General features: G+C 69.6%; 15 protein-coding genes, 1 tRNA gene and 4 pseudogenes. 8 read left to right on the top strand and 12 right to left on the bottom strand.

All coding sequences use genetic code 11. From position 1 onward, the window contains the following. Window positions 1-3 precede the first annotated feature (3 nt). Window positions 4-1,128 carry a SchA/CurD-like domain-containing protein gene (locus ACFYR3_RS23955; protein WP_355854171.1) on the bottom strand — a complete coding sequence of 375 codons (1,125 nt, stop codon included), beginning with the start codon at window positions 1,126-1,128 and terminating at the stop codon, window positions 4-6. Window positions 1,129-1,362: 234 nt separating this feature from the next. Here ACFYR3_RS23955 and ACFYR3_RS23950 point away from each other — a divergent pair, with 234 nt between their 5' ends. Continuing rightward, a complete protein-coding gene (locus tag ACFYR3_RS23950) occupies window positions 1,363-3,039 on the top strand; it encodes an FAD-dependent oxidoreductase (RefSeq protein WP_389284685.1) in 1,677 nt (558 codons plus the stop codon). A gap of 535 nt (window positions 3,040-3,574) precedes the next feature. Here ACFYR3_RS23950 and ACFYR3_RS23945 read toward each other — a convergent pair. Continuing rightward, window positions 3,575-4,918, bottom strand: coding sequence for a chloride channel protein (locus tag ACFYR3_RS23945; protein ID WP_389284706.1), 1,344 nt, complete (start codon window positions 4,916-4,918; stop codon window positions 3,575-3,577). A gap of 555 nt (window positions 4,919-5,473) precedes the next feature. On the opposite strand from ACFYR3_RS23945, the gene ACFYR3_RS23940 reads away from it, so the two are divergent. Beyond that, window positions 5,474-6,493, top strand: coding sequence for a DNA-directed RNA polymerase subunit alpha (locus tag ACFYR3_RS23940; protein WP_389284684.1), 1,020 nt, complete (start codon window positions 5,474-5,476; stop codon window positions 6,491-6,493). A gap of 156 nt (window positions 6,494-6,649) precedes the next feature. Here the strand turns inward: ACFYR3_RS23940 and ACFYR3_RS23935 are convergent. After that, a pseudogene (locus ACFYR3_RS23935) lies at window positions 6,650-6,787 on the bottom strand (short-chain fatty acyl-CoA regulator family protein); the annotation flags it as partial. A 77-nt stretch (window positions 6,788-6,864) separates the two neighbouring features. Then, window positions 6,865-6,963 carry a TetR family transcriptional regulator gene (locus ACFYR3_RS23930; RefSeq protein WP_389284683.1) on the bottom strand — a complete coding sequence of 33 codons (99 nt, stop codon included), beginning with the start codon at window positions 6,961-6,963 and terminating at the stop codon, window positions 6,865-6,867. 662 nt (window positions 6,964-7,625) lie between these two features. On the opposite strand from ACFYR3_RS23930, the gene ACFYR3_RS23925 reads away from it, so the two are divergent. Further along, window positions 7,626-7,979, top strand: coding sequence for a transposase (locus ACFYR3_RS23925; RefSeq protein ID WP_389284705.1), 354 nt, complete (start codon window positions 7,626-7,628; stop codon window positions 7,977-7,979). A gap of 137 nt (window positions 7,980-8,116) precedes the next feature. Here the strand turns inward: ACFYR3_RS23925 and ACFYR3_RS23920 are convergent, their stop codons facing one another. Beyond that, the gene (locus ACFYR3_RS23920; RefSeq protein ID WP_389284682.1) at window positions 8,117-8,773 is read right to left on the bottom strand and encodes a hypothetical protein; all 657 of its coding nucleotides are present in this window, start codon (window positions 8,771-8,773) and stop codon (window positions 8,117-8,119) included. Window positions 8,774-8,895: 122 nt separating this feature from the next. After that, window positions 8,896-9,720 (bottom strand): hypothetical protein, encoded by an 825-nt coding sequence (locus ACFYR3_RS23915; protein WP_389284681.1) that lies wholly within the window; start codon window positions 9,718-9,720, stop codon window positions 8,896-8,898. On the opposite strand from ACFYR3_RS23915, the gene ACFYR3_RS23910 reads away from it, so the two are divergent. Continuing rightward, entirely contained in the window at window positions 9,644-11,821 is a 2,178-nt protein-coding gene (locus ACFYR3_RS23910) for a LamG-like jellyroll fold domain-containing protein (RefSeq protein ID WP_389284680.1), read from the top strand. The genes ACFYR3_RS23915 and ACFYR3_RS23910 overlap by 77 nt on opposite strands. A gap of 716 nt (window positions 11,822-12,537) precedes the next feature. Here the strand turns inward: ACFYR3_RS23910 and ACFYR3_RS23905 are convergent. The 4 genes and pseudogenes from ACFYR3_RS23905 to ACFYR3_RS23890 form a co-directional block, all read right to left on the bottom strand. Next, window positions 12,538-12,611 (bottom strand) — tRNA-Pro (locus tag ACFYR3_RS23905). A 166-nt stretch (window positions 12,612-12,777) separates the two neighbouring features. After that, window positions 12,778-13,545, bottom strand: coding sequence for an NPP1 family protein (locus ACFYR3_RS23900; protein ID WP_355857707.1), 768 nt, complete (start codon window positions 13,543-13,545; stop codon window positions 12,778-12,780). Window positions 13,546-13,831: 286 nt separating this feature from the next. Next, window positions 13,832-14,726, bottom strand: a pseudogene (locus ACFYR3_RS23895) (IS982 family transposase). A gap of 57 nt (window positions 14,727-14,783) precedes the next feature. Beyond that, complete coding sequence (locus ACFYR3_RS23890) at window positions 14,784-15,440, bottom strand: hypothetical protein (protein ID WP_389284679.1); 657 nt, start codon at window positions 15,438-15,440, stop codon at window positions 14,784-14,786. A gap of 286 nt (window positions 15,441-15,726) precedes the next feature. Between ACFYR3_RS23890 and ACFYR3_RS23885 the strand changes: the two are divergent. Together ACFYR3_RS23885 and ACFYR3_RS23880 are read left to right on the top strand one after the other, a co-directional pair. Then, window positions 15,727-15,858, top strand: a pseudogene (locus ACFYR3_RS23885) (IS982 family transposase); the annotation flags it as partial. Window positions 15,859-15,945: 87 nt separating this feature from the next. Next, complete coding sequence (locus ACFYR3_RS23880; RefSeq protein WP_389284678.1) at window positions 15,946-17,532, top strand: IS1182 family transposase; 1,587 nt, start codon at window positions 15,946-15,948, stop codon at window positions 17,530-17,532. Window positions 17,533-17,592: 60 nt separating this feature from the next. Here the strand turns inward: ACFYR3_RS23880 and ACFYR3_RS23875 are convergent, their stop codons facing one another. Next, window positions 17,593-18,675 carry a maleylacetate reductase gene (locus ACFYR3_RS23875; protein WP_389284677.1) on the bottom strand — a complete coding sequence of 361 codons (1,083 nt, stop codon included), beginning with the start codon at window positions 18,673-18,675 and terminating at the stop codon, window positions 17,593-17,595. On the opposite strand from ACFYR3_RS23875, the pseudogene ACFYR3_RS23870 reads away from it, so the two are divergent. Further along, window positions 18,594-18,947, top strand: a pseudogene (locus tag ACFYR3_RS23870) (zinc ribbon domain-containing protein); the annotation flags it as partial. The gene ACFYR3_RS23875 and the pseudogene ACFYR3_RS23870 overlap by 82 nt on opposite strands. A gap of 21 nt (window positions 18,948-18,968) precedes the next feature. Here the strand turns inward: ACFYR3_RS23870 and ACFYR3_RS23865 are convergent. Beyond that, window positions 18,969-19,832: a dioxygenase gene (locus ACFYR3_RS23865; protein ID WP_389284676.1), complete on the bottom strand. Its 864-nt coding sequence runs from the start codon at window positions 19,830-19,832 to the stop codon at window positions 18,969-18,971. 241 nt (window positions 19,833-20,073) lie between these two features. On the opposite strand from ACFYR3_RS23865, the gene ACFYR3_RS23860 reads away from it, so the two are divergent. Continuing rightward, window positions 20,074-20,610, top strand: a complete 537-nt coding sequence (locus ACFYR3_RS23860) for an NUDIX hydrolase family protein (RefSeq protein WP_355857722.1) — start codon at window positions 20,074-20,076, stop codon at window positions 20,608-20,610. Window positions 20,611-20,615: the final 5 nt, after the last annotated feature.

Here is a 20,615-nt window from a genome sequence, read left to right as displayed (position 1 = left end):
CCGTCAGGAGCCCGCCGAGCTTCGGTCGGTGATCGGCAGCATGTCGGCGTGCGACAGGAGGCGGTTGATGTTGCGTTCCGTCCCCAGGGAGCCTTCGACGCCGATCGCGGAACCGTCGAGGAGGCGCTCCAGCTCCGCGGCCTTCTTGGCGCCCTTGAGGCCGAGGGAGGCGACCGGGTCGGCGTCGAGCTCGCCGACGATGTCGATGAGCCGCACCACGATGTCGTCGCGCTGGAACACGGTGCTGCTGTACACCGGGCTGTCCTTGTCGTCGGCCGCGGCCTCGTCCTGGTGGGCGAGCAGCCGGGCCAGTTCCATGCCGCAGCCCTGCCGGGCCGGGTAGTACAGCGCGTGCCGGCGCAGCTTCGCGGGTTCCTTGCGGCCGGAGACCACGTGGTGCACCGCCGGGAGCGCCGCACGGGTGAAGAAGACCCGCGCCGAGTCGGCGTCGCTCAGGTCCCGGTCCTGCTCCAGGTAGGGGTTGATGGCCTCCTCGACCGCCCGCACCTCGGGCTGGCGCGATACGTGGCGCAGCGCGGCGAGGAGGTCGCCCTCCACCTCGACGGCCCGCACGACGCGGTTGCCGTGCATGAACAGCGAGGTGCGGCGCAGCCGGGTCTTGTCGTCCACCTGGGCCTGGGGCGACTGGTACCCGGCCAGGATCTCCGCGACCTTCGACTCGGATCCGGGCTTGACGGTGAAGGTGAGGGCGTGGCGCGCGACACCGTCGCCGACGCGGGCCTCGACCTGCCGGGGCGTCCTGGCCGACTCCGGGGTCAGGGGCTCGGCGGGGCTGGTCTCGCGGAGGATGCTGTAGCGCATCGACCGGGTGTCGCGGACGCAGCTGTGCATCGGCCGGACGGTCTCGACGTGCTCCTCGCTGTTCACCCAGGCGAGGAAGGGCGGGGCACTCTCCCACTCGCTGGTGATGAGCCACTGCGAGGGGTTCTCGATCGACTGGCACAGCTGGTCGCTGATGTGGCCGGGGATCGAGGCGACCTGGTTGCGCATGAGTTCGTACGCGTCGAGGAACTGCTGCTGAGCGCCTTCGTACAGGTCGAGCAGCAGGATCACCCGAAGCTTGGAGCCGTCGAACGCCGACTGCGAGATACGTCCCGAGACTGCCATTGCGGCACACCTCTCCTCTTCGTCACGGAAGTCAGGAACGACCGCGGTGTCCGAAGCGCCGGGGCCGCCATGAGCTGATCGTTGACGCGAGGCCGGAAGTTCGCGAGCCCCACGGGTCGGACGAGTGAACCGCGCGCCATCCGGGTGCCCCCGCCGAGCGAACCGGTCCCTGCAGGGGATGGAATTTGCGTACCCATTCCTCACTCACGTCGCAGGTGACGCTGGAGGCAGTCAATGAACCGATTCGAAGACGCCGGAGACATCGGTCACCACACGCCCGTCCTCATCGTCGGCGGCTCGCTGGTGGGCCTGTCCACCTCGCTGTTCCTGGGGCGCCTCGGGGTGCCGCACATCCTGGTCGAGCGTCACGCGGGTACCTCGATCCACCCGCGCGGTCGCGGCAACAATGTGCGCACCATGGAGATCTTCCGGGTGGCCGGGGTGCAGCGGCGCATCGAGGAGGCCGCGTCGGTCCTCGCGGAGAACCACGGCATCCTGCAGACGCCGACCCTGGTGGGCGATGCCGGGGAGTGGCTGTTCAAGGAGATCGACCCGGGCGGCGGGCTGGCCCGTTTCAGCCCGGGCGCCTGGTGCCTGTGCAGCCAGAACGACCTCGAACCGGTGCTGCTGGAGAGCGCCCGGGAGCTGGGCGCCGATCTGCGGTTCTCCACGGAGCTGATGTCGTTCGAGCAGGACTCCGAAGGAGTGACGGCGAAGGTCAAGAGCCGGGAGACCGGTGAGCACACGACGATCCGCGCGGACTACCTCGTCGCGGCGGACGGTCCGCGCAGCCCCGTCCGCGACACGCTCCGCATCGGGCAGACGGGTCCGGGCGACCTGTTCCACAACGTGAGTCTCACGTTCACCTCCCGCGGTCTCGCGGAGGTCGTCGGCGACCGGCGGTTCATCGTCTGCTATCTGACCGATCCGGAGGCCGACGGGGCTCTGCTGCCCGTGGACAACAAGGAGCACTGGGTCTTCCACGCGCCCTGGCACCCCGAACACGGGGAAACGCTGGAGGAGTTCACCGACGAGCGCTGCGTCGAGCACATCCGGCGGGCCATCGGCGTGCCGGATCTCGACGTGGAGATCACCGGCCGGGCGGCCTGGCACGCGGCGGAGCGGGTCGCCGAACGGTACGCGCAGGGACGGGTGTTCCTGGCCGGCGACTCGGCCCACGAGATGTCCCCCACCGGGGCGTTCGGCTCCAACACCGGTATCCAGGACGCGCACAATCTCGCCTGGAAGCTGTCCGCGGTGCTGGGTGGCTGGGCCGGCCCGGGTCTGCTGAAGTCGTACGACGCGGAGCGCCGGCCGGTGGCGGAGGCGACGAGCGCCCGCGCCTCGTCGCGTTCGGTCGAGCACAGCCACCCCGGGTACACCCCGGAGCCGGGAGCCGGCGGGCAGGGCGGGCCGGGCGGCCCCGGCGGCAGGAAGGGCGGGATTCTCAATGTGGCGCTCGCCTACCGCTACCCGAAGGGCGCGGTGCTGGGCGCCGACGCGGCCGCTCCGGTCGTGCCGGAGGGTGTACGGCTGACGGGCGAGCCGGGGACCCGGGCGCCGCACCTGTGGCTGACCCGCGCGGGCGCCCGGATCTCCACCCTCGATCTGTACGAGCGTTCCATGGTGCTGCTGAGCTCGGCGGACGGTGCCGGCGCGTGGCACGCGGCGGCGAAGGACACGGCCCGGCAGCTGTGCGTCCCGCTCGACTCGTACCGGATCGGCGGCGGGCCCGAGGCGGACCTGGTCCCCGCGGTCGACACGGACTGGGCGGCGGTCCACGGCGTCTCCGCGGACGGTGCGGTGCTGGTCCGCCCCGACGGCTTCGTCGCCTGGCGGTCCGAGGGCCCGTCCAAGGACCCCCGGACGACCCTGCGGAAGGCCCTGGTCGCGCTCCTGGACCAAGCCTGACCCGCATTTTCCGGGCGGTCCGAGGACATCGCCCAGCGGCGCCCACATCGGTCCCGTGCGGTGCACACGAAACAGCCGGAGGCCGTATCGGAATTCCGATACGGCCTCCGGCGACATCTCGGCCTGTTCCCCGGCGATTCAGCAGGACATGACGAGTGGGCTCGCGGTGGTCAGGTGCCCGAGCGGCCAGGATTTGAGGAGTTTCCGGTCGGTGCCGTTGTTGCCGAGCCGGTGGACGGCGAGGGCGGCTGGGCGGCCCCCAGTGCTCCGAGTAGGTGATCCCGGGGACGTGATAGCCCAAAGATGCGGGGTCCTCCCATCGACAAGGCGTCTGTTTTCGGTCGGACGGAGGCCCCTGGAGCCGCAGCGGCGGTGGGCTCCACCAGTCGGCCCGGCTACGGAACGGCCCGGTGCGCAGAACTTCGGTTCCGCCGGGGGTCGGGGCGGGACGGGACGGGCGTCCCGCCGTCGGCGGCGGAACGCCACGACCGGGCCAGGGGAGTCGGCCCCGTGCGGCGGAGCGGGGACCGACGGCTCACGGGGCTCCTGTCGCCGGGAGCGATGCGGTAGCGGCGGCGGGGGCGAGCCGCTGCGAGAGGACGTAGGAGACCACGACCGCGACGATCACGAGAGGCATGACGGTGAGGCCCTGTGTTCCCAGGAGCAGGGTGGCCAGCAGCACGGCGGTCATCGGCAGTTTCAGCATCGCCACGCACATGGCGCCGACGCCCATCGCGAAGCCCGATGTCACGTCCAGCCCGGGGAGGTGGCTCATGGCCAGCCCGACGGCCGCGCCTACGAACATCGACGGAAAGACCGGGCCGCCGCGGAAGCTGCTGAGGGAGAGGCTGTAGGCGACGGCCTTGCAGACCACGAGCACGACCAGGGCGGCTGCCGTGTATCCGGACTGACCGGCCAGCAGCGGGCCGAGCGCGCTCTGACCCGAGTACAGCACGTCGGACGCCGCCTTCCCCGTCCCCTCGGCGTACACGAGCGCGGCCACTCCCACGAGGGCACCGGCCAGCGCGGTGGCCGCCACCCGCCGCCGCTCGACCCGTGGCTGCAGGAACAGTGCCGCCCGACGGATGCCCGTCCCGAGCAGGGCGGCGGCCACCCCGACGGCAAGCGCCCAGCCGAACCCGGCGATGTCCGGGCGGTCGGCGTGCGGCACGTGGTCAAGCACCAGGGAGTACGTGCCCAGCCCGGTCCACGACCCGAGTCCGGTGAAGATCAGTGCGCCGACGCCCGCCGCGAGCAGGCCCGGCACCAGGACGACGCCCATCATCACGCCACCGAGGCCCGCGGCCTCCATCAGGAGGAACGCGCCGAGCAGAGGGGAGCCGAGCAGCGTGCTGACGGCCGCGAAACTTCCCGCGGCGCCCAGCACGGCGCTCGCGTTCGGCTGGATGTCACGCTTCACCGATCTGACGGCGTACACCGCCAGGCCTCCGCCGAGCGCGATGAGCGGTGCCTCGGGCCCGAGCACCACGCCCATTCCCAGCGAGGCCACTGCCGCGAGTGCGATGCCGGGCAGTTCCGCCGCCGACGGCGCTCCCTTGGCGACGAGACCCTCGGCCGGCTTGTGCCCACCCTCCCCCGGCAGGTAGCGGATGGTCAGCGCCACCAGCAGTCCGGCCAGGGTCAGGAGCGGGATCGGCCACCACGACGGCGTCCCGTCGAAGCCCAGGCCTGTGGGCAGGTCGGTGTAGGTCAACGACTGGAGTTCGGACACGAGTGCGAGGAATCCGAACGCGACCGCGGAGACCGGGATGCCGAGAAGCGCCGCCATCACGAGCAGAACCACGTACCGGCGGCTGCGGATCAGCGCGAGCGGATCCATTGGTGCGGCGGGGGAAGATTCGGCGGGTGTGGCCGACACGTTCATCGTCTCCTCGGTATCAGAAGCCATCTGAAACACGTCGGCATACGGGCCTCATGGCTGTCGTATCACGGGACGACGGCCTGCTCGGGATGTGCGGTCGGCGGTGGTCCGGCGAGGTACTGGAACGTCATCCGCACGGCTCAACCTCGGGTGCCCGCCACGATTGGCACGGCGATGATGACCAGCGGTCGGACGAGGTATCCCCCGGATCCCGATCCAACCAATGTCCCGACGGCACGGGCACCAAGGCGGCGACGTGGACGTCCCGTACACCACCCCTGCCAACTGTCCCGGCCAACGCCATGACCACGACATCACCCTGCCGTGGCCCCGCATGCCTGCCTGGCCGCCCTGCGCGCCCGAGCGATGGACGCGGGTAAAGCAGGAACGGCCGTGGGGGCGAGGGCGGAATGGCAGCCCCAACCCACCCCGCCGGGTTGGGGTGACGGGCGGTTTGGCCTCTGCGGAGACCGGATCGCCCGGATCGCCCGTACCCTTCGTGGTGTCTACGGCGTCACATAGCGGGCGCCAAACCACTGGAGGCAACACCCCGTGCTGATTGCTCAGCGTCCGTCCCTGACCGAAGAGGTCGTCGACGAGTTCCGCTCCCGGTTCGTGATCGAGCCGCTGGAGCCGGGCTTCGGCTACACCCTCGGCAACTCCCTGCGTCGAACCCTCCTCTCGTCGATCCCCGGCGCTGCTGTCACCAGCATCCGCATCGACGGTGTCCTGCACGAGTTCACCACCGTGCCGGGCGTCAAGGAGGACGTCACCGACCTGATCCTCAACATCAAGCAGCTGGTCGTCTCCTCGGAGCACGACGAGCCGGTCGTGATGTACCTGCGCAAGCAGGGTCCGGGTCTGGTCACCGCCGCCGACATCGCGCCCCCGGCCGGTGTCGAGGTCCACAACCCCGACCTCGTCCTCGCCACGCTCAACGGCAAGGGCAAGCTGGAGATGGAGCTGACCGTCGAGCGCGGTCGCGGCTACGTCTCCGCCGTCCAGAACAAGCAGGTCGGTCAGGAGATCGGGCGCATCCCGGTCGACTCGATCTACTCGCCGGTGCTGAAGGTCACGTACAAGGTCGAGGCGACCCGTGTCGAGCAGCGCACCGACTTCGACAAGCTGATCGTCGACGTCGAGACCAAGCAGGCCATGCGTCCGCGTGACGCCATGGCGTCGGCCGGTAAGACCCTGGTCGAGCTGTTCGGTCTGGCCCGCGAGCTCAACATCGACGCCGAGGGCATCGACATGGGCCCGTCCCCGGTGGACGCCGCCCTCGCCGCCGATCTGGTCATGCCGATCGAGGAGCTGGAGCTCACGGTCCGCTCGTACAACTGCCTCAAGCGTGAGGGCGTCCACTCCGTGGGTGAGCTCGTCGCCCGCTCCGAGGCCGACCTCCTGGACATCCGCAACTTCGGTGCGAAGTCCATCGACGAGGTCAAGGCGAAGCTGGCCGGCATGGGCCTGGGCCTCAAGGACAGCCCGCCCGGATTCGACCCGACCGCCGCCGCCGACGCCTTCGGCGCCGACGACGCGGACGCGGGTTTCGTGGAGACCGAGCAGTACTGAACGCCGCGCCGCGCCGGTCATGGAGACACTTCGCGTACGGGACAGGAGAACCTCGACGCTGTTTCCTGCCGGCCTGGCGACCTCGGCCGGGTCCGCGCCCACGCACAGCCAGGTAGGGCGTCACTCCTTCCGGCGAGACGCCGTGCCCTTGCTCGGTCATTCCGGGGATCGGGCCACGGGACAGGGCACGAACGTGGTGCTGTTCCGGTCGACCCGCAACGGGCGTCCGAGGGGTGGTGCGGCGCGCTGGGGGCAGTCGGAGCGTTCCCAGAGGCGGCAGCCCATGCCAGCGCCGGCGACCGCGCCGGAGCATGAGCGGCACGGTGAGTTACAGCGAGCAGTTGCTCGCGAAGAAGAACGCCGGGCGGTCCTCAGGAGAGCGGCCGGTTGCGCAGGGCGGCGTCGGCCATCTCCTGGAGCTCATCGCGGCCGACACCGCTCGTCGCTTGCACGGCGATGCCGAATGCCAAGGTGGTGACGTAGCGGGCCAGTAGCCCCGGATCGGTCTCCGGAGGCAGGTCTCCGGAGGCAGGTCGCCGTCGTCCACGGCTCGCTGGAACCGCTCTCGGACACACGAGCAGCCGTTGTTGCGCGCACCGCGCTCGCTGCCCAACCCGATCGTCGTCACCCGTCGACACCGGTCAAGGACGCGGGTCCCAACTGGTCCCCGGGAACGACCGAGGGCCGGTTTCGGATTCCTCCGAAACCGGCCCTGACCCGACTCTCACAAGTCGGGACGACAGGATTTGAACCTGCGACCCCTTGACCCCCAGGAGTGAGGGCCATATGAACTACCTGCACATATCAGGCAGAACTGGGGTGCTGAACGTGCGTCCCCGCGTGTGTTGTTCAGGGTCGCGAGCATCGTGTGGTCCCCAACTGGTCCCCACGGGGATCGGGTCAGACCCTTGAGCGGTGCCTCCCGCATCCTCACAGTCGGGGATTTTGGCGTTTTCCGGTGCGCCAGCATGATCAGCAGGCACGCTCAGGACTGTTTCGAAGATCGATGCAGTTCTCAAGGTGCCTGTTGTCACTCCGTCCCCGTTTCGGCGAGCAAGTCCCGTCTCTAACCGCGCAGATCACGCGGGCGAGCAGCCCGGGCGGTACGACGGCGGTGTGGGTGTGAAACCCGCTGGACGGACTGTGGTGCGACGAAGACTTCACGAGCTGGTGCCCGCGCGACAGACGCCCCGGCATCTCGCCCACCCCTTCGGCGACCGTCTGTGTGTTGCAACTCCCGCTCGGTCCGTCGGACCGTCAGGCGGCGAATGCGGTCCACTGCCGCATCGATTTCACATACGCCCTGGCCATGGAACTGGACGATCCCGGCTCGCGTCGCAGCATGGTGGCCGATTCCCGCGAGCGCCTCGCCCGGGATGATCACGCCGACCGTCTTCTCGATCTGGCGCTCGGGCGCCTGAAGGGGACTGGACTTATGCGCGCGCACCACTCACCGAGTAGCGCCTCACCGATGCCGGCCAGCTGACGAAAGCATCGGTCTGCCGCTTACCAAGATCTCCCGCCAGATCGGCCTGCCCAGCCCCGGCCGCTTCGCGCGGGCGCTTCGCGCGAGTGGCGCGTACGCCTCGCCTCCACCGGGGCGTAGGGCTCCGGGCGTCCGAGTCACCAACCTTGCTGGGGTTCGCCCAGCGGAAGTCCGGAGTCGCGGAGCCAGGCTTCGCCCTCGGGCGTCCAGGCGACGCGGGGACCGAGGGAGACCCAGACGCCGAACTCGCCGGGGGACGGCTTGGCGATCTGCTCCAGCCAGACGCTGTTCAGGCAGAGTTGCACGCCGCAGTCCTTGAACTCGGGGAGGCCGCGCCAGCCACAGTCCCATCTGACCTTCAGGGTCAGCGGCCCGAGCACCGAGACCATCTGGTCCAGTTCCTCCTCGGTGCAGTTCTCGTCGGGCTCGCTGTAGGGATGGCCGAAGGGCAGGGCCGAGTCCAGCGTGAGGGTCAGCCCCTCTGGCAGCGGCCAGAGTTCGGCCAAGTCGGGGCGGAGCCTTAGGTACCCCGCGAACGAGGAGTTCGGCTCTTCGTTGTCGAACGTGATGACGCTTTGCCGCCGCAGTTCGTCCAGGGCAGCACCAACGCCGGGCCGTCCCTGGTTCCCGTAGATGCGTGCCGTGTCGAAAGCTTGGAGGGCGTGTGCGTACTGCTCGGCCGTGGTGACCGGCTTCAGTTGGGGCCAGGGGAGGGCGGTCCAGTCAGCCAGGTCGTGCATGATCGCCCGCGCCCGCGTCAGGGCACTCGGGGCGTCGAGAAAGGATTCGCGCACTCGGTAGAGCGTCGAGGACAAGGAACGTGCCTTTCGGACAGGGCCAGGGGCGGACGCGCCTCTACGGCATGCGTCCGCCCCTGCCCCGGGTTACGGTCTGAGGTCATTCAGCGCCGGGCGGTTCAGTAGGAGTACCCGTTCGACGAATGGTAGGTGTGGTCCTCGACATAGCCTTCGTCGGCATTGGCGCCCAAGTCGAAGGTCCCCAGACTGTTGCCGCTTTCGCTGAAGACCCGCAGACGGAACCCGCTGATCGACTTCACTCCGCCCCTGCGGGCGTCCTGATAGCTGCGAACCCACTGCTTGACCTCCGGAGGATCGGCCAGGTCGGGGACCTGGATGAAGATCTCGTCGACGTCCGTGCCGCCCTTCCAGTCCTGCCGCCAGCGCAACTGCTTGACGGCACTGTCAAGTTGCCCGGTGAACCTCCCCTCGTCGGCCTCTCCGATGGTCTTGACCTCGCCGTAGCCGACGATGTCACCCTGCTGGTCGAGGTATTCGAGGTCAGCGTTCTTGACCCTGTCTTTCCCCTTGGCTCCTGGCTTGCTCGTGAGCTCGTTCTCCTTGGGCATCACCCGGGCACGAGTCCCTTCCGGGGCACCGTCCAACGCGCGGTAGGCATTGTCCAGAGTGAGCTGCGGATTGTTCTTGCCGTCGGTGTGCTCCTCAACCAGGGCCCGCGCATCCCCGTCCCGGCTCGGGTCCTCGGAGGACGAGCTGTCGGAGCCGCCCCCGTCGCCGCCGCCATCGCCGTTCTGGACGGCGTAGGCAATGTTGGGTGCGGCGACCGAGGCGGCTACCGTGGTGGTACCGGTGATGGCGAGTGCGGAGCCCGCGAGGATCAGCGCCTCGCCCGGTCCGAGCGCCCCGATGCCGCTCGCGAGGAGCGCGCCACCCAGGGCCGCGGTCTTCCCGCACGCCAACGGCACCACCCAGAGCACGGCCAACCGCCAGCTCTACGCCTTCTCGGTACCGGTCGACCCGACCCGCACCATCGCCTCGGTCACCATGCCCGACCTGACCGGCGCGGCCGGACCGAGCGAGTCCACCCTGCACGTCTTCGCCCTGGGCACCCGCAACACCACCGCGGGCACCACCGAGGCCAACGGCAGCTACGCCGCCGCTCCGGCCGGGCAGTCCTGGACCGGCGCCTGGTCCAGCGCCACCGAGGACAGCTATGGGCTGCCGGGCGGCGGCACCTTCTCCAACCAGACCATCCGCCTGGCCCTGAAGCCCTCGGTCTCCGGCGGCACCGTCCGCGTCAAGCTCGACAACGCGCTCGGGACCGACAAGCTCTCCATCGGCCACGCCACCGTCGCCCTCAGCTCCACCCCGAGCGCGATCGGCTCAATCCCGGCCGGCACCCCGACGACGCTCAAGTTCGGCGGCAGCCAGTCGGTCACCGTCCCCGTCGGCGGCATGGTCTACAGCGACCCGCTGGCGTTCACCGTCACCGCAGGCCAGTACCTGCTGGTCTCCTACCAACTCAGCAACGCCGTCCCCTACCTGGTGCAGCACTCCTACGCGGGCGGCTCCTACGAGTACATCACCGCGAGCGGCACCGGCGACCTGACCACCAGCACCAGCGCTACGCCCTTCACCACCAACGCGGTCGCCTACGGCAACTTCACCGATCTGGTCACCGACCTGGACGTGCAGTCGGCGAGCGTGCCCACCGAGGCCGTGCTGGGCGACCACCTAGTCGACCCGTTCCAGCCCGGCACCACGCTGCCCAACTCCAACGGGTACCGGGTGGCCGACGGGCTGACCGCCGCCGAGCCCTCGACGCCCACCCCCTACGGCGTCATCGCCGAGGGCATCGAGTCCAACCAGCTCATGACCGACAACCCAGAGACCTACAACGGCAGTGTCATCGGAGGGCCTTCGGTGCTCTCCCGCCTCGACCGCGACATCCTCGACCAGCCCGGCATCTCCACCGTCATCGTGGACGACGGCCTCGAGGACCTGCTGGCCGGGGCCACCAGCGACGACCTGGACGCCAACGGCTACACCGCACTCGTGGAGCAGCTCCAGGGCTGGGGCATCAACGTGGTGCTCACCTCGCTGACGCCCTGCGAGGGCTTCACCGGTGACGGTGCCACGCCCAACGCCCCCTGCACGAGCACCACGGACACCAACCGAACGGACGTCAACGCCTTCCTCGGCGGCATGAATCTGGGCAACCCCTGGGCCTCTCCGGCCGTCTACTTCGCCGACCTCGACGCGGCCGTGGCCGTGACGGACTCGGCCACCGGTGAGGAGAAACTGGCGGCGGCAGCCGACGGCGGCGACCACGTCAACCTGTCCAACCCCGCCTTCGGCGCGCTCACCACGGCCCTGCTCTCCCCCATCGACACCTGGAACCTGGACGACGGCGGCGGCATGCCGGTGGCCACCGACACTGCCGCGACCGACACCCTCAACACCCTCAACGCGGCGGGCGCCAACCCGAACCTCGGCAACAACCCGCTCACCCTGACGGGCGGCGCGACCTGGGCCACCGACGCGACCCGGGGCACCGTGCTGAGCCTGGACGGCAGCACCGGCTACGCCGTCAGCCCCAACCCCCAAGTGGTGGACAGCACGGGCAGTTTCACCCTCTCCGCATGGGTGAAGCTCAACGCTGTCGGCACCGCCAACCAGACCGTCCTCGCGGAGGAGGGCACCCAGAACAGTCCGTTCTACCTGCAATACAACCACTCCCACACCGGCAGCCCCGGCTGGGCCCTGGGCTTCACCAGCGCCGATACCCCGAGCCCGACCTTCGCCTTCGCCTACACCGCGGGCGCCTCGGCCAACACCTGGACCCACCTGGTCGGCGTCTACAACGCCGCCACCAGGACCGCCCAGCTGTACGTGAACGGCACCCCGGCCGGCACCGCCACCGGCGTCACCCCGTGGGCGGCCACCGGAAGCCTGGTCATCGGCCGGGGGCTGTACAACGGCAGCCAGGACGACTGGGTGAACGGTTCCGTGAGCGGCGTCCAGGCGTACGACTACGCCCTGACGGCCAATCAGGTCTCCGCGCTGTACCAGAGCATCCCCTGAACCTGACGGTCTGACAGCACCACCGGGGCGGTCCGCGCATGCGGGCCGCCCCTCGACTCCAGGAGGTGTCGTTGCCGAAGCCTCCTTACCCGTTTTCAACGCTCGGGGCGAGGAACCGCGGGTCGCGGTGGCGCGGCCGGGTGCCCTGTTCCCCGGGCGCCTGGCGGGCAGGCCGCCGAGAGCCGCCCCGCCCGCCAGGCGAACGAAGCGGACCATGGTGCACTTTCGAAGCTGGAACCTCAAGGAGCACAGGGAAACAGCTAAAAGACGAGCTGCTGTCGGACTGGGCGGAGGCCGCGGCGCGAAGATCGGACGCCTTCAAGCCCTACCTCTCGTGTCCATTGAGCGGTGTGCACCGTGGAGTTGCTGGTCACGGTCCGGTGTATGCGTGGCTCGGAGTGCTCGCGCTGGTCGTGGACGGATGACTTCGACAACGATGGTCGGTCACCGGGAGACTTCGCGGTTCGCCGGCACCAGCAGAACCCTCATCAGGGCGGTCGCCCACCTCAGGTCGGCGCGGCCCTTGCCGAGGGCCCGCCAGTCTTAAGGTGGGCGAAGCCGTGCTCAGCGAACGAGCTGTACAGCCCACCTTGACTGAGTCAAGGTGGGCTTCGGCCGCGTTCAAGCGGAACTGGTCCCCACCCGGTCCCCGGAAATGATCAAAAGGCCACTCCAGAACCTGTCTGAAACGGCCTCTGACCTGCGACTTCGAAAAGTCGGGACGACAGGATTTGAACCTGCGACCCCTTGACCCCCAGTCAAGTGCGCTACCAAGCTGCGCCACGTCCCGATGCGGCTCACTCGCGGTGGCCCGCGTGTTCGCGCACTCGAACCCTACCGCACTTCGGTGGACGGCCGCACACACACGGTCATCGTCGCAGCGCAGCAGGGGTCGCCGTCCGGGCGCGGCAGGGGCCATCGGCCGACGCGGCGGGGGTCGTCGCCCACGGGACCGGTCAGGCGTTGGGGTCGAACGGGATGCCGGCCGGCTTGGCCTTCGTCAGGTGGGAGTTGAAGTTGCCGTCCTTGAGGCCGAACACGGCGCTGCCGAAGTCGTAGGCGCTCAGCTTGTCGCGCAGCCCGGCGGGGTAGCCGTTCCAGCCGACCAGCGTCGGGAACTGCCAGGTGTGGTACGAGTTCTCCGGCGGCTCGTCGTTGGTGTTCGCGGGCCGGAAGCAGTGCGTGCCGATGCCGTCCTTGTGGTAGACGACCTTGGGGTGCGTTCCGTCCCAGCGGATCTGGTCTCGGGTGTAGATGTTGAAGTTGCCGTGGGCCGAGGTGGACACGTACTTGGCCTCGTTGTCCTGGACCCACACCACGACGTGCTCCCAGTCGTTGCGGTGCCCGCCGAGGCCGCTGCCGACGACCGCCTGGTCCTTCTCCATGAAGAGGCCGTAGATGATGGCGCACCAGCCGTTGTTGCACTTCTCGCGGGAGTACCCGTTGGTGTTGTCGAGGTCCCAGGAGTCGTGGCAGTGGCCGTTCAGGGCCCCGGAGGGATTGAGACCGGGGTTGATGGTGCCGTCGGGGCCGATGGCGGGCGTCGGGTAACAGCCGTCGGTGTCGTAGTCGAAGGCCGGCTGGAACGTCGACTCCAGTCCGTCCGCGTTCCCGGGCAAGGCCGTGGGCGGGTCGGCGAGGGCGCTGCCCGGGAAGGCGACGACCAGCGCGACGGCGCTGCCCAGGATGAGCGAGACCTTGCGGGCCCGCGAGCTTCTTGTCACTGCTTCCTCCAGATCGACCGCGGCGTGGGGGCAGGGCAGACCAGGCGGTCGTCTTGGCATGCCCAGATCAGCCTTCCGGGCGGGCGCGAAAAACACCAGAGGTAGCGGGTGTCAGAGCGATGACGGATGCACCAATGGGGAGGGTGGGGCGGCCTGTGGGGAGCCGCCGGACCGATTCGGAGCACAACTCCCCTGCCTGACAGTCAAGTTACTGTCAGGCAAGTCGCTGTCAGGCAAGGAAGTCCCTAGGAGTCAGAAACCCCTAGATGAGTAGTTCCGATGTGGCTCAGTGGTCGTAGGCGGTCAGTGATCGGGTGATGGGTGCGCCAGTGTTTCGGTTGTGCCAGATCGCGCAGGTCATCGCCAGGATCCGCTGGGCCACCCGGACTCCGACGCCTTCGATGGTGCGTCCGCCGTGCTGTTCGAGGTCGAGCTGGCCCTTGAGGGTGTCGTTGACCGACTCGATGAGCTGGCGGACCGTCTTGAGGAGGGGTTCGGCCGGATGCGGGGTGCCGCGGTTGCGGTAGGAGGGCCGCAGCAGGCTGATGCCGCGGGCGGCAAGGAAGCGGTCAAGTTCGGCGGCAGTGTAGCCCTTGTCGGCCAGGATCAGCAGGCCTGGACGGGCTGCCAGGTGGGGCTCGTTGCCGATCAGGGCGGCCAGCACCTGCCGTTCGTCGATCTTGGGATCGGCCAGGGCCCAGGTGACGGGCAGGCCGGCCGGGGTGCACACCAGGTGCAGTCTCAGACCCCAGAAGAAACGGGAGTGGGAGTGGCAGTAGCCGTAGCCCGCCCAGCCGGCCAGGTCCGAACGCCGCACGGTCTCGCGCGAGCGGGCGCACTCGACGGGGGTGGAGTCCACGATCCACACATTGTCCAGCCACAGGTCGCAGTCCGCGGCCAGGGACCGGATGGCCCGTTTGACCAGGGGCAGAGCAGCCCGCAGGCGCTTGTTGTAGGCCGGCCGTTGCGGCAGATACGGGAACATCCCGTGCAGATGCGCGTGGGCGAAGCGCAGCCAGCGGGCCTCGCAGTGAAAGCCCAGAATCGCCTGGGCCACGGCCAGCGTCACCAGTTCCGCGTCGGTCAGACGAGGCGGTCGCCCACGCCATCGCGGGGTCTTCGAACGGTCATCGACATGCACGTACAGGTGCCGTCAAGAGGGTGTCTAAATCGGTCGCCACAACCCGATGCTGGACACCCTCCCCACGTCTGAGAACCCCGCAATCGGAACTACTCGTCTAGTAGGGGAAGTCGTAGGAGATGAAGGCGAGGCAGACGACCGTTCCGTCCTCCTCCAGTGCCTCGTAGCCGTCTCGTTCTTCCTCATTGACCGGGAAGAACAGGGCGTTGCCACCGCGGTCCGGATCGGTGACGATCTCGGCGTAGTTGACCCGGCGGCCCTGGCCGTCGCCGGCCGCGATGATCCGCTTGACCTCGCGGAGATCGGCCTCGGCATCGCGGCCGCCGACGTGCAGCGGATCGAACGGATCGCCGCACAGGACGGCGTATCCGTCCAGCGCCGCCGGTTCGTAGCCGTTGTACCCGTCGTTCCAGTCGGCCGCGACGATCCGGGCGGGATCCGCCAGCGGCAGGACGACCATGCTGACCCGGGCCACCGCCGGTTCGTCGCCCACCTGAGACCAGTAGAAGCCCGCGTACACCGGAGCCTTGCCGGGGCCGGAGAGCAGGCCGCCGTGACCCCATCGACCGGTGGTCGCCATCCCGTACCAGGTGACCGTCTCCGCCAGTTCCAACTCTCCGACGCACGCGAACCATTCCGGCCGCGTCATTCCCTTCTCACCGTCCCGATTGACGTGATCCACCCACCGCCATAACAGGGCGTCCATGGTGGCCGCTGGGGTGGCGGAAGCGGGCGAATCCTTGGCTGCTGTCATGGCTCACAGCATGGCAGGGGGGTGTGACAGTCCCGCCGCGTCCAGGCGGGTGGCCGACGACAAGTCGCAGCTGTGCGTGCCACACCCCGCGTGTGTGCGCGATCGGCCGGACAGGTCCTGGACGTGCCCCGGGTCGGCGCGGCTCACTGATGCTGGACCGGCGGGCAGTTGCCGGTCTCCGCGCCGATGGTGTTGATGTCGGCGCTGGACCGTGAGTCCCCCGCGTAGTCGATGTCGCTGCTGATCCGTGAGCACGGGCAGCACCGTGTCGAAGTCCTCTTTGTCCTACGGCGGACGCACCATCGAAGGCGTCGGAGTCCGGGTGACCCAGCGGATCCTGGCGATGACCTGCGCGATCTGGCACAACCGAAACACTGGCGCACCCATCACCCGATCACTGACCGCCTACGACCACTGAGCCACATCGGAACTACTCATCTAGAAGGCTGCTGAAAATCTGGGGTTTTGGCCCCGGCTCGGTGGGGTCGGGGCCAGTCTTGTAGGCATGCAGGGGGAATGGGCCGGGGAGATGGTCGGGCCGGATGTGTGGGAGACCTGCCGGGAGTTGATCCCGGCGGGGAGTGTGTTCGCGTTCCTGGCCGAGCATCGCGAGGTGCTGTTTCCGCCGGGGATGTTCGCCGACATGTATCCCTCGTCCAACGGCCGTCCGAGTCTGCCGCCGCAGGTGCTGGCCGCGACGGTGGTGCTGCAGAGCCTGCACGGGCTGTCGGACTTCGAGACGGTCCAGGAACTGCGGTGTGACCTGCGGTGGAAGGCCGCTTGCGGGCTGGGCCTGTACGACATGGCGTTCGATCCGTCGCTGCTGACGTATTTCCGGCGCCGGCTGCGTCACTCGGCCGATCCGACGCGGATCTTCACCAAGGTCAAAGAGGTCGTGGCCGCGACCGGCGTACTCAAGGGCAGGCAGCGGCGGGCGCTGGACTCCACCGTGCTTGATGACGCGGTGGCCACCCAGGACACCGTCACCCAGATCATCTCGGCCATCCGCCGGGTGATCCGGGAGGTCCCCGGCGCGGAGGAGAGCGCGGAGCAGTGGTGCACGGCGCACGACTACACCGACCCGGGCAAGCCGAGGATCGCCTGGGACGACGAGGCCGCCCGCGCCACGCTGGTCGACGCGCTGGTCACCGACGCCCTCAACCTGCTCGGACGCCTGCCCGAACAGGAACTGGGTGAGAGGGCGGCGAATGCGGTGGGCCTGCTGGCCCTGGTCGCGGGCCAGGACGTGGAACCGGCCGACGACTCCGACGGCCGCGACGGCCGCTGGCGCATCGCCCGGCGCACGGTGGCGGACCGGACCGTGTCCACCGTCGATCCCGACGCACGGCACATCCACAAGAACCGAACCCGACACCAGGACGGATTTAAAGGGCATGTGTCCTTCGAGCCGGAGACCGGGCTGTTCACCGCGGTTGCCCTCACCGGCGGCTACGGCCCCGGCAACCACGAGGCCGCTGTCGCCTGCGATCTGCTGGCCGACGAGCACGAGGGCCAGGAGTTAACAGTGCTCGGCGACTCCGCCTACGGCACCGGCCGTCTGCGCGAACAGCTGCAGGCCGACGGGCACACCCTGGTGATCAAACCGCCGCCGCTGCGGCAGGCCGTCCCCGGCGGCTTCGCCATCGACGACTTCCGCATCGATACGGCGTCCGGCACCGCGACCTGCCCGGCCGGACACACCGCCAACCTCGGCCAGGTCAAAGCGGACGGCGCCCGCACCGCCCAGTTCAAACGTGTCTGCACCGGCTGCCTCCTGCGCGGACGCTGCACCACCTCCAGGACCGGACGCACCCTCAACGTCCACCCCCAGCACGAACTGCTGGCCACCGCCCGGGCCCAGGCCGCCACCGATGTGGCCTGGCAGCACGAATACCGCAGATGGCGGCCACCAGTCGAACGCGCCATCGCCTGGCTGGTCGCCAAAGGCCACCGCCGGGTCCCACACCGGGGCGTCATCGCCAACAACATCTGGCTCCACCACCGTGCTGCCGCCCTCAACCTCCGCCGACTGATCAACCTCGGACTCACCCGGGCCAACGGCAGTTGGCACCTCACCCCGGCCACCGCATAAGCAAGAAGGGCCGCCCGGCCTACGGCCGGACAGCCCCACGACAAGATTTTCAGCAGCCTTCTAGGAGTCCTCGCGCCGCGGCTCCCATCCCTCGTACGCGGCCGTCAGCAGCCCCAGGACGCCGTGCGCTGTGACCTCACGCGGGTTGGGGTAGGACTCCGCTGCGATCTGGGTCGCCGCGCGGGCCAAGTCGGCCTCCTTCAGACCGAGTTCGGCGAGCGAGCCGGGAGCGCCGAGGCCGCCAGCGAGCTCCCGCAGGGCGCGGGGGACGTCGTCGGTGTCCATGGCCCGCGACAGGACGGCGATCGCCTCCGGAGCGGCGGGCGCGTTGTAGGCGAGGACGTACGGGAGGACCACGGTGTGGGTCTCGGCGTGCGGCAGACCGAAGGTGCCGCCGAGGACATGGCACACCTTGTGATGCAGGCCCATCGTCGTCGCGCCGAGGCAGGCACCGCAGAGCCAGGCGCCGTATAGGGCCCGGCCGCGCGCCTCCGGGTCAGCGGGGGCCGCGGCCACCTCGGGAAGGGCGCCGGTCATCGCCCGTACGCCCTCCTCGGCCATCAGGGAGACGAGCGGGGAGCCATCGGGGGCGTACAGCGCCTCGACCGCGTGCGCGAGGGCGTTGACGCCGCTGGTCACCGAGAGCGGGACCGGGAGGCCGAGGGTGAGCTCGGGGTCGTAGACGACGCAGCGTGGCAGTACGGAGGAGTCGCGTCCGGTGCGTTTGACCCCGTGTTCCGTCAGGCCCCACACGGACGTCATCTCGGAGCCCGAGTACGTGGAGGGAACGGCGATCAGCGGCAGGCCGGTACGCAGCGCGACCGCCTTGCCGAGGCCGATCGCGGAACCGCCCCCGACGGCGACACAGCCGTCGGCGCCGGCCGCCCGCGCCACCTCGACCGCCTCGTCGGCGACCTCCACGGGTACGTGCATCCGGGCGCCCGTGTGCACCCCCACGCAGCTGTCGCCGAGCGCGTCCGCCACCGACCGCGCGACCTCCACGCCCCGGCTGCCGCACACCACGAGCACCCGGTGCAGCCCGAGCCGCGCGGCCTCCCTCGGTGTCGCGGTCACCGAGGCGCCGGGCCGGAAGACGACCCGGGCGGGCCGGGTCTCGTAGGAGAAGTCGAGCGGGGTGGTCATGGGGCTTCCTCCATGGATACTCCGGCCTTCGGGCCGTGCTGGGGGTACCTCCCGCTTGCGGGGGAGAAACGACCCTGCCGCTGAACGTCCGTGAATGGACCTGCGAGTGCGGCACGGTGCACGACCGCGACGCGAACGCGGCGCAGAACATTCTCGCGGCCGGGCTGGCCGTGGCTGCCTGTGGAGACGGTGTAAGACCTCAACGGGAGTCCTCCCGGACGGGGCGGTCGTCGATGAAGCAGGAACCCCAGCGGGCAACCGCTGGCCCCCCCGCCTCTAGGCAGCGGAGGAAGTCAATCCGGCTCCAGGACGAGTTCGAAGTGGGCGTGCCGGAAGGGGTTCGCGACGCCGAACTCCCGTGCCAGCGCGGGGTCGTCGGTCTCGGCGAAGTCCTGGACGAGGCTCCGCTTGACGGCGAAGACGGCGTCGGAGTCCAGATAGGGGCTGCCCGCCACGAAGATGTGCGTGGTGACGGGGGCGTGGCCCTCGGCCGAGGCGATGAAGTGGATGTGGGCGGGGCGGTAGGGGTGGCGGCCGGCGGCCGCGAGCAGGGCGCCGACCGGGCCGTCGGTGGGGATCGGGTACGGGCTCGGAACGCAGGTGCGGAACCGGAAGCGGCCCTCGGCGTCCGCCGTGAAGAGGCCGCGTCCGTTGCCGGGCGGCTGGACGTCCGGCCGCTGGACGTCGTAGAAGCCCTCGCCGTCCGCCTGCCACACGTCGAGGACCGCGCCGGGCAGCGCAGTGCCGTCCCGTGACAGCACCCGGCCGCTGACCACGCACGGCTCGCCGGCGCCCACCAGGTCGATGGTCGCGCCGAGTTCCCGTACGGGCGACGCCGTCATGTGGAACGGGCCGAGGACCGTCGACTCCGTCGCGGCCGGGTCACGGTCGCCGTTCAGGTTCTCCAGCAGCATGGAGACGCCGAGCACGTCCGACAGGAGGATGAACTCCTGGCGGGTGTCCGTGCACATCCGGCCGGTCGCGGTGAGGAAGCCGATGGCGCCCTCCCACTCCCCCGTCGTCGGCCTTGTCTCGCGGACGAAGGCGTGCAGGTGGCGGGTGAGCGCGCCGAGCAGCTCCCGCAGCCTCGGGTCGGCCGTGCCCGCGAAGCTGTCGACGACAGCGTCGGTGATGTCCGTGGTGAATTCCTTGGCCATGCCGCTCCCGTGGTCCCGCCGGTCGTCCTGCCGGGCGGATACCAGGCTACGAGGCCGCCGGGGCTCACAGTTCGAAGCCGGCGATCCTCTCCGCCTCGTCCGGCCCCGGTTCGCGTACACGTGCGGCCGAGCGGCATGGCCGACAATGTGTCGCTGAGGACGCGCGATGACCCTTTCCGTGGGGCATCGTTGACCTGGAGCATCACGCCCGCACCGGACGCACGGAAAGTATGATCAAGCAATGTCTGACTTGACCGAAACCACGCCCGGCTGGCTGTCCCGTGACGAACTGGAATCGGCCCGCGCCCGCATGCCGATCCTGTACGTCGAGGCCGTACCGGTGCGCGTCGACGACAACGGCGAAGTCACCCACATCGGGCTCCTGCTCCGTATCGGTCCGGACGGGACGGTCAGCCGTACCCTCGTCTCCGGCCGGGTGCTGCACCACGAGAAGGTTCGCGACGCACTGCTGCGCCATCTGGAGAAGGACCTCGGCCCGGTGGCACTCCCCCGGATCCCGGCTTCGCTGCATCCCTTCACCGTCGCCGAGTACTTCCCGACGCTGGGCGTCACCCCGTTCCACGACCCGCGCCAGCACGCCGTGTCCCTGGCGTACATCGTGCCGGTGACCGGTGACTGCCGCCCCCGGCAGGACGCCCTCGACCTGGTCTGGTTCAGTCCGGAGGAGGCCGCGTCACCGGTGGTCACCGACGACATGCCGGGCGGTCACGGCGTGCTGCTGAGGCAGGCGCTGGCGTACGTCGGACGTATCGCCTGACGCGG

Origin of the sequence: Streptomyces sp. NPDC005784, assembly GCF_042871525.1 — a bacterium.
Classification (GTDB): Bacteria; Actinomycetota; Actinomycetes; order Streptomycetales; family Streptomycetaceae; genus Streptomyces.
The sequence above is the reverse complement of the archived record's forward strand: the minus strand, read 5'-3'. Positions and strand labels throughout refer to the sequence as shown.

What these genes read in the sequence shown, in the direction of transcription:
- ACFYR3_RS23955 (WP_355854171.1), bottom strand. Translation starts at nt 1,128, where the DNA reads ATGGCAGTCTCGGGACGTATCTCGCAGTCGGCGTTCGACGGCTCCAAG.
- ACFYR3_RS23950 (WP_389284685.1), top strand. Translation starts at nt 1,363, where the DNA reads ATGAACCGATTCGAAGACGCCGGAGACATCGGTCACCACACGCCCGTC.
- ACFYR3_RS23910 (WP_389284680.1), top strand. Translation starts at nt 9,644, where the DNA reads ATGCCGCTCGCGAGGAGCGCGCCACCCAGGGCCGCGGTCTTCCCGCAC.
- ACFYR3_RS23890 (WP_389284679.1), bottom strand. Translation starts at nt 15,440, where the DNA reads ATGACAGCAGCCAAGGATTCGCCCGCTTCCGCCACCCCAGCGGCCACC.
- ACFYR3_RS23880 (WP_389284678.1), top strand. Translation starts at nt 15,946, where the DNA reads ATGCAGGGGGAATGGGCCGGGGAGATGGTCGGGCCGGATGTGTGGGAG.
- ACFYR3_RS23875 (WP_389284677.1), bottom strand. Translation starts at nt 18,675, where the DNA reads ATGACCACCCCGCTCGACTTCTCCTACGAGACCCGGCCCGCCCGGGTC.
- ACFYR3_RS23865 (WP_389284676.1), bottom strand. Translation starts at nt 19,832, where the DNA reads ATGGCCAAGGAATTCACCACGGACATCACCGACGCTGTCGTCGACAGC.
- ACFYR3_RS23860 (WP_355857722.1), top strand. Translation starts at nt 20,074, where the DNA reads ATGTCTGACTTGACCGAAACCACGCCCGGCTGGCTGTCCCGTGACGAA.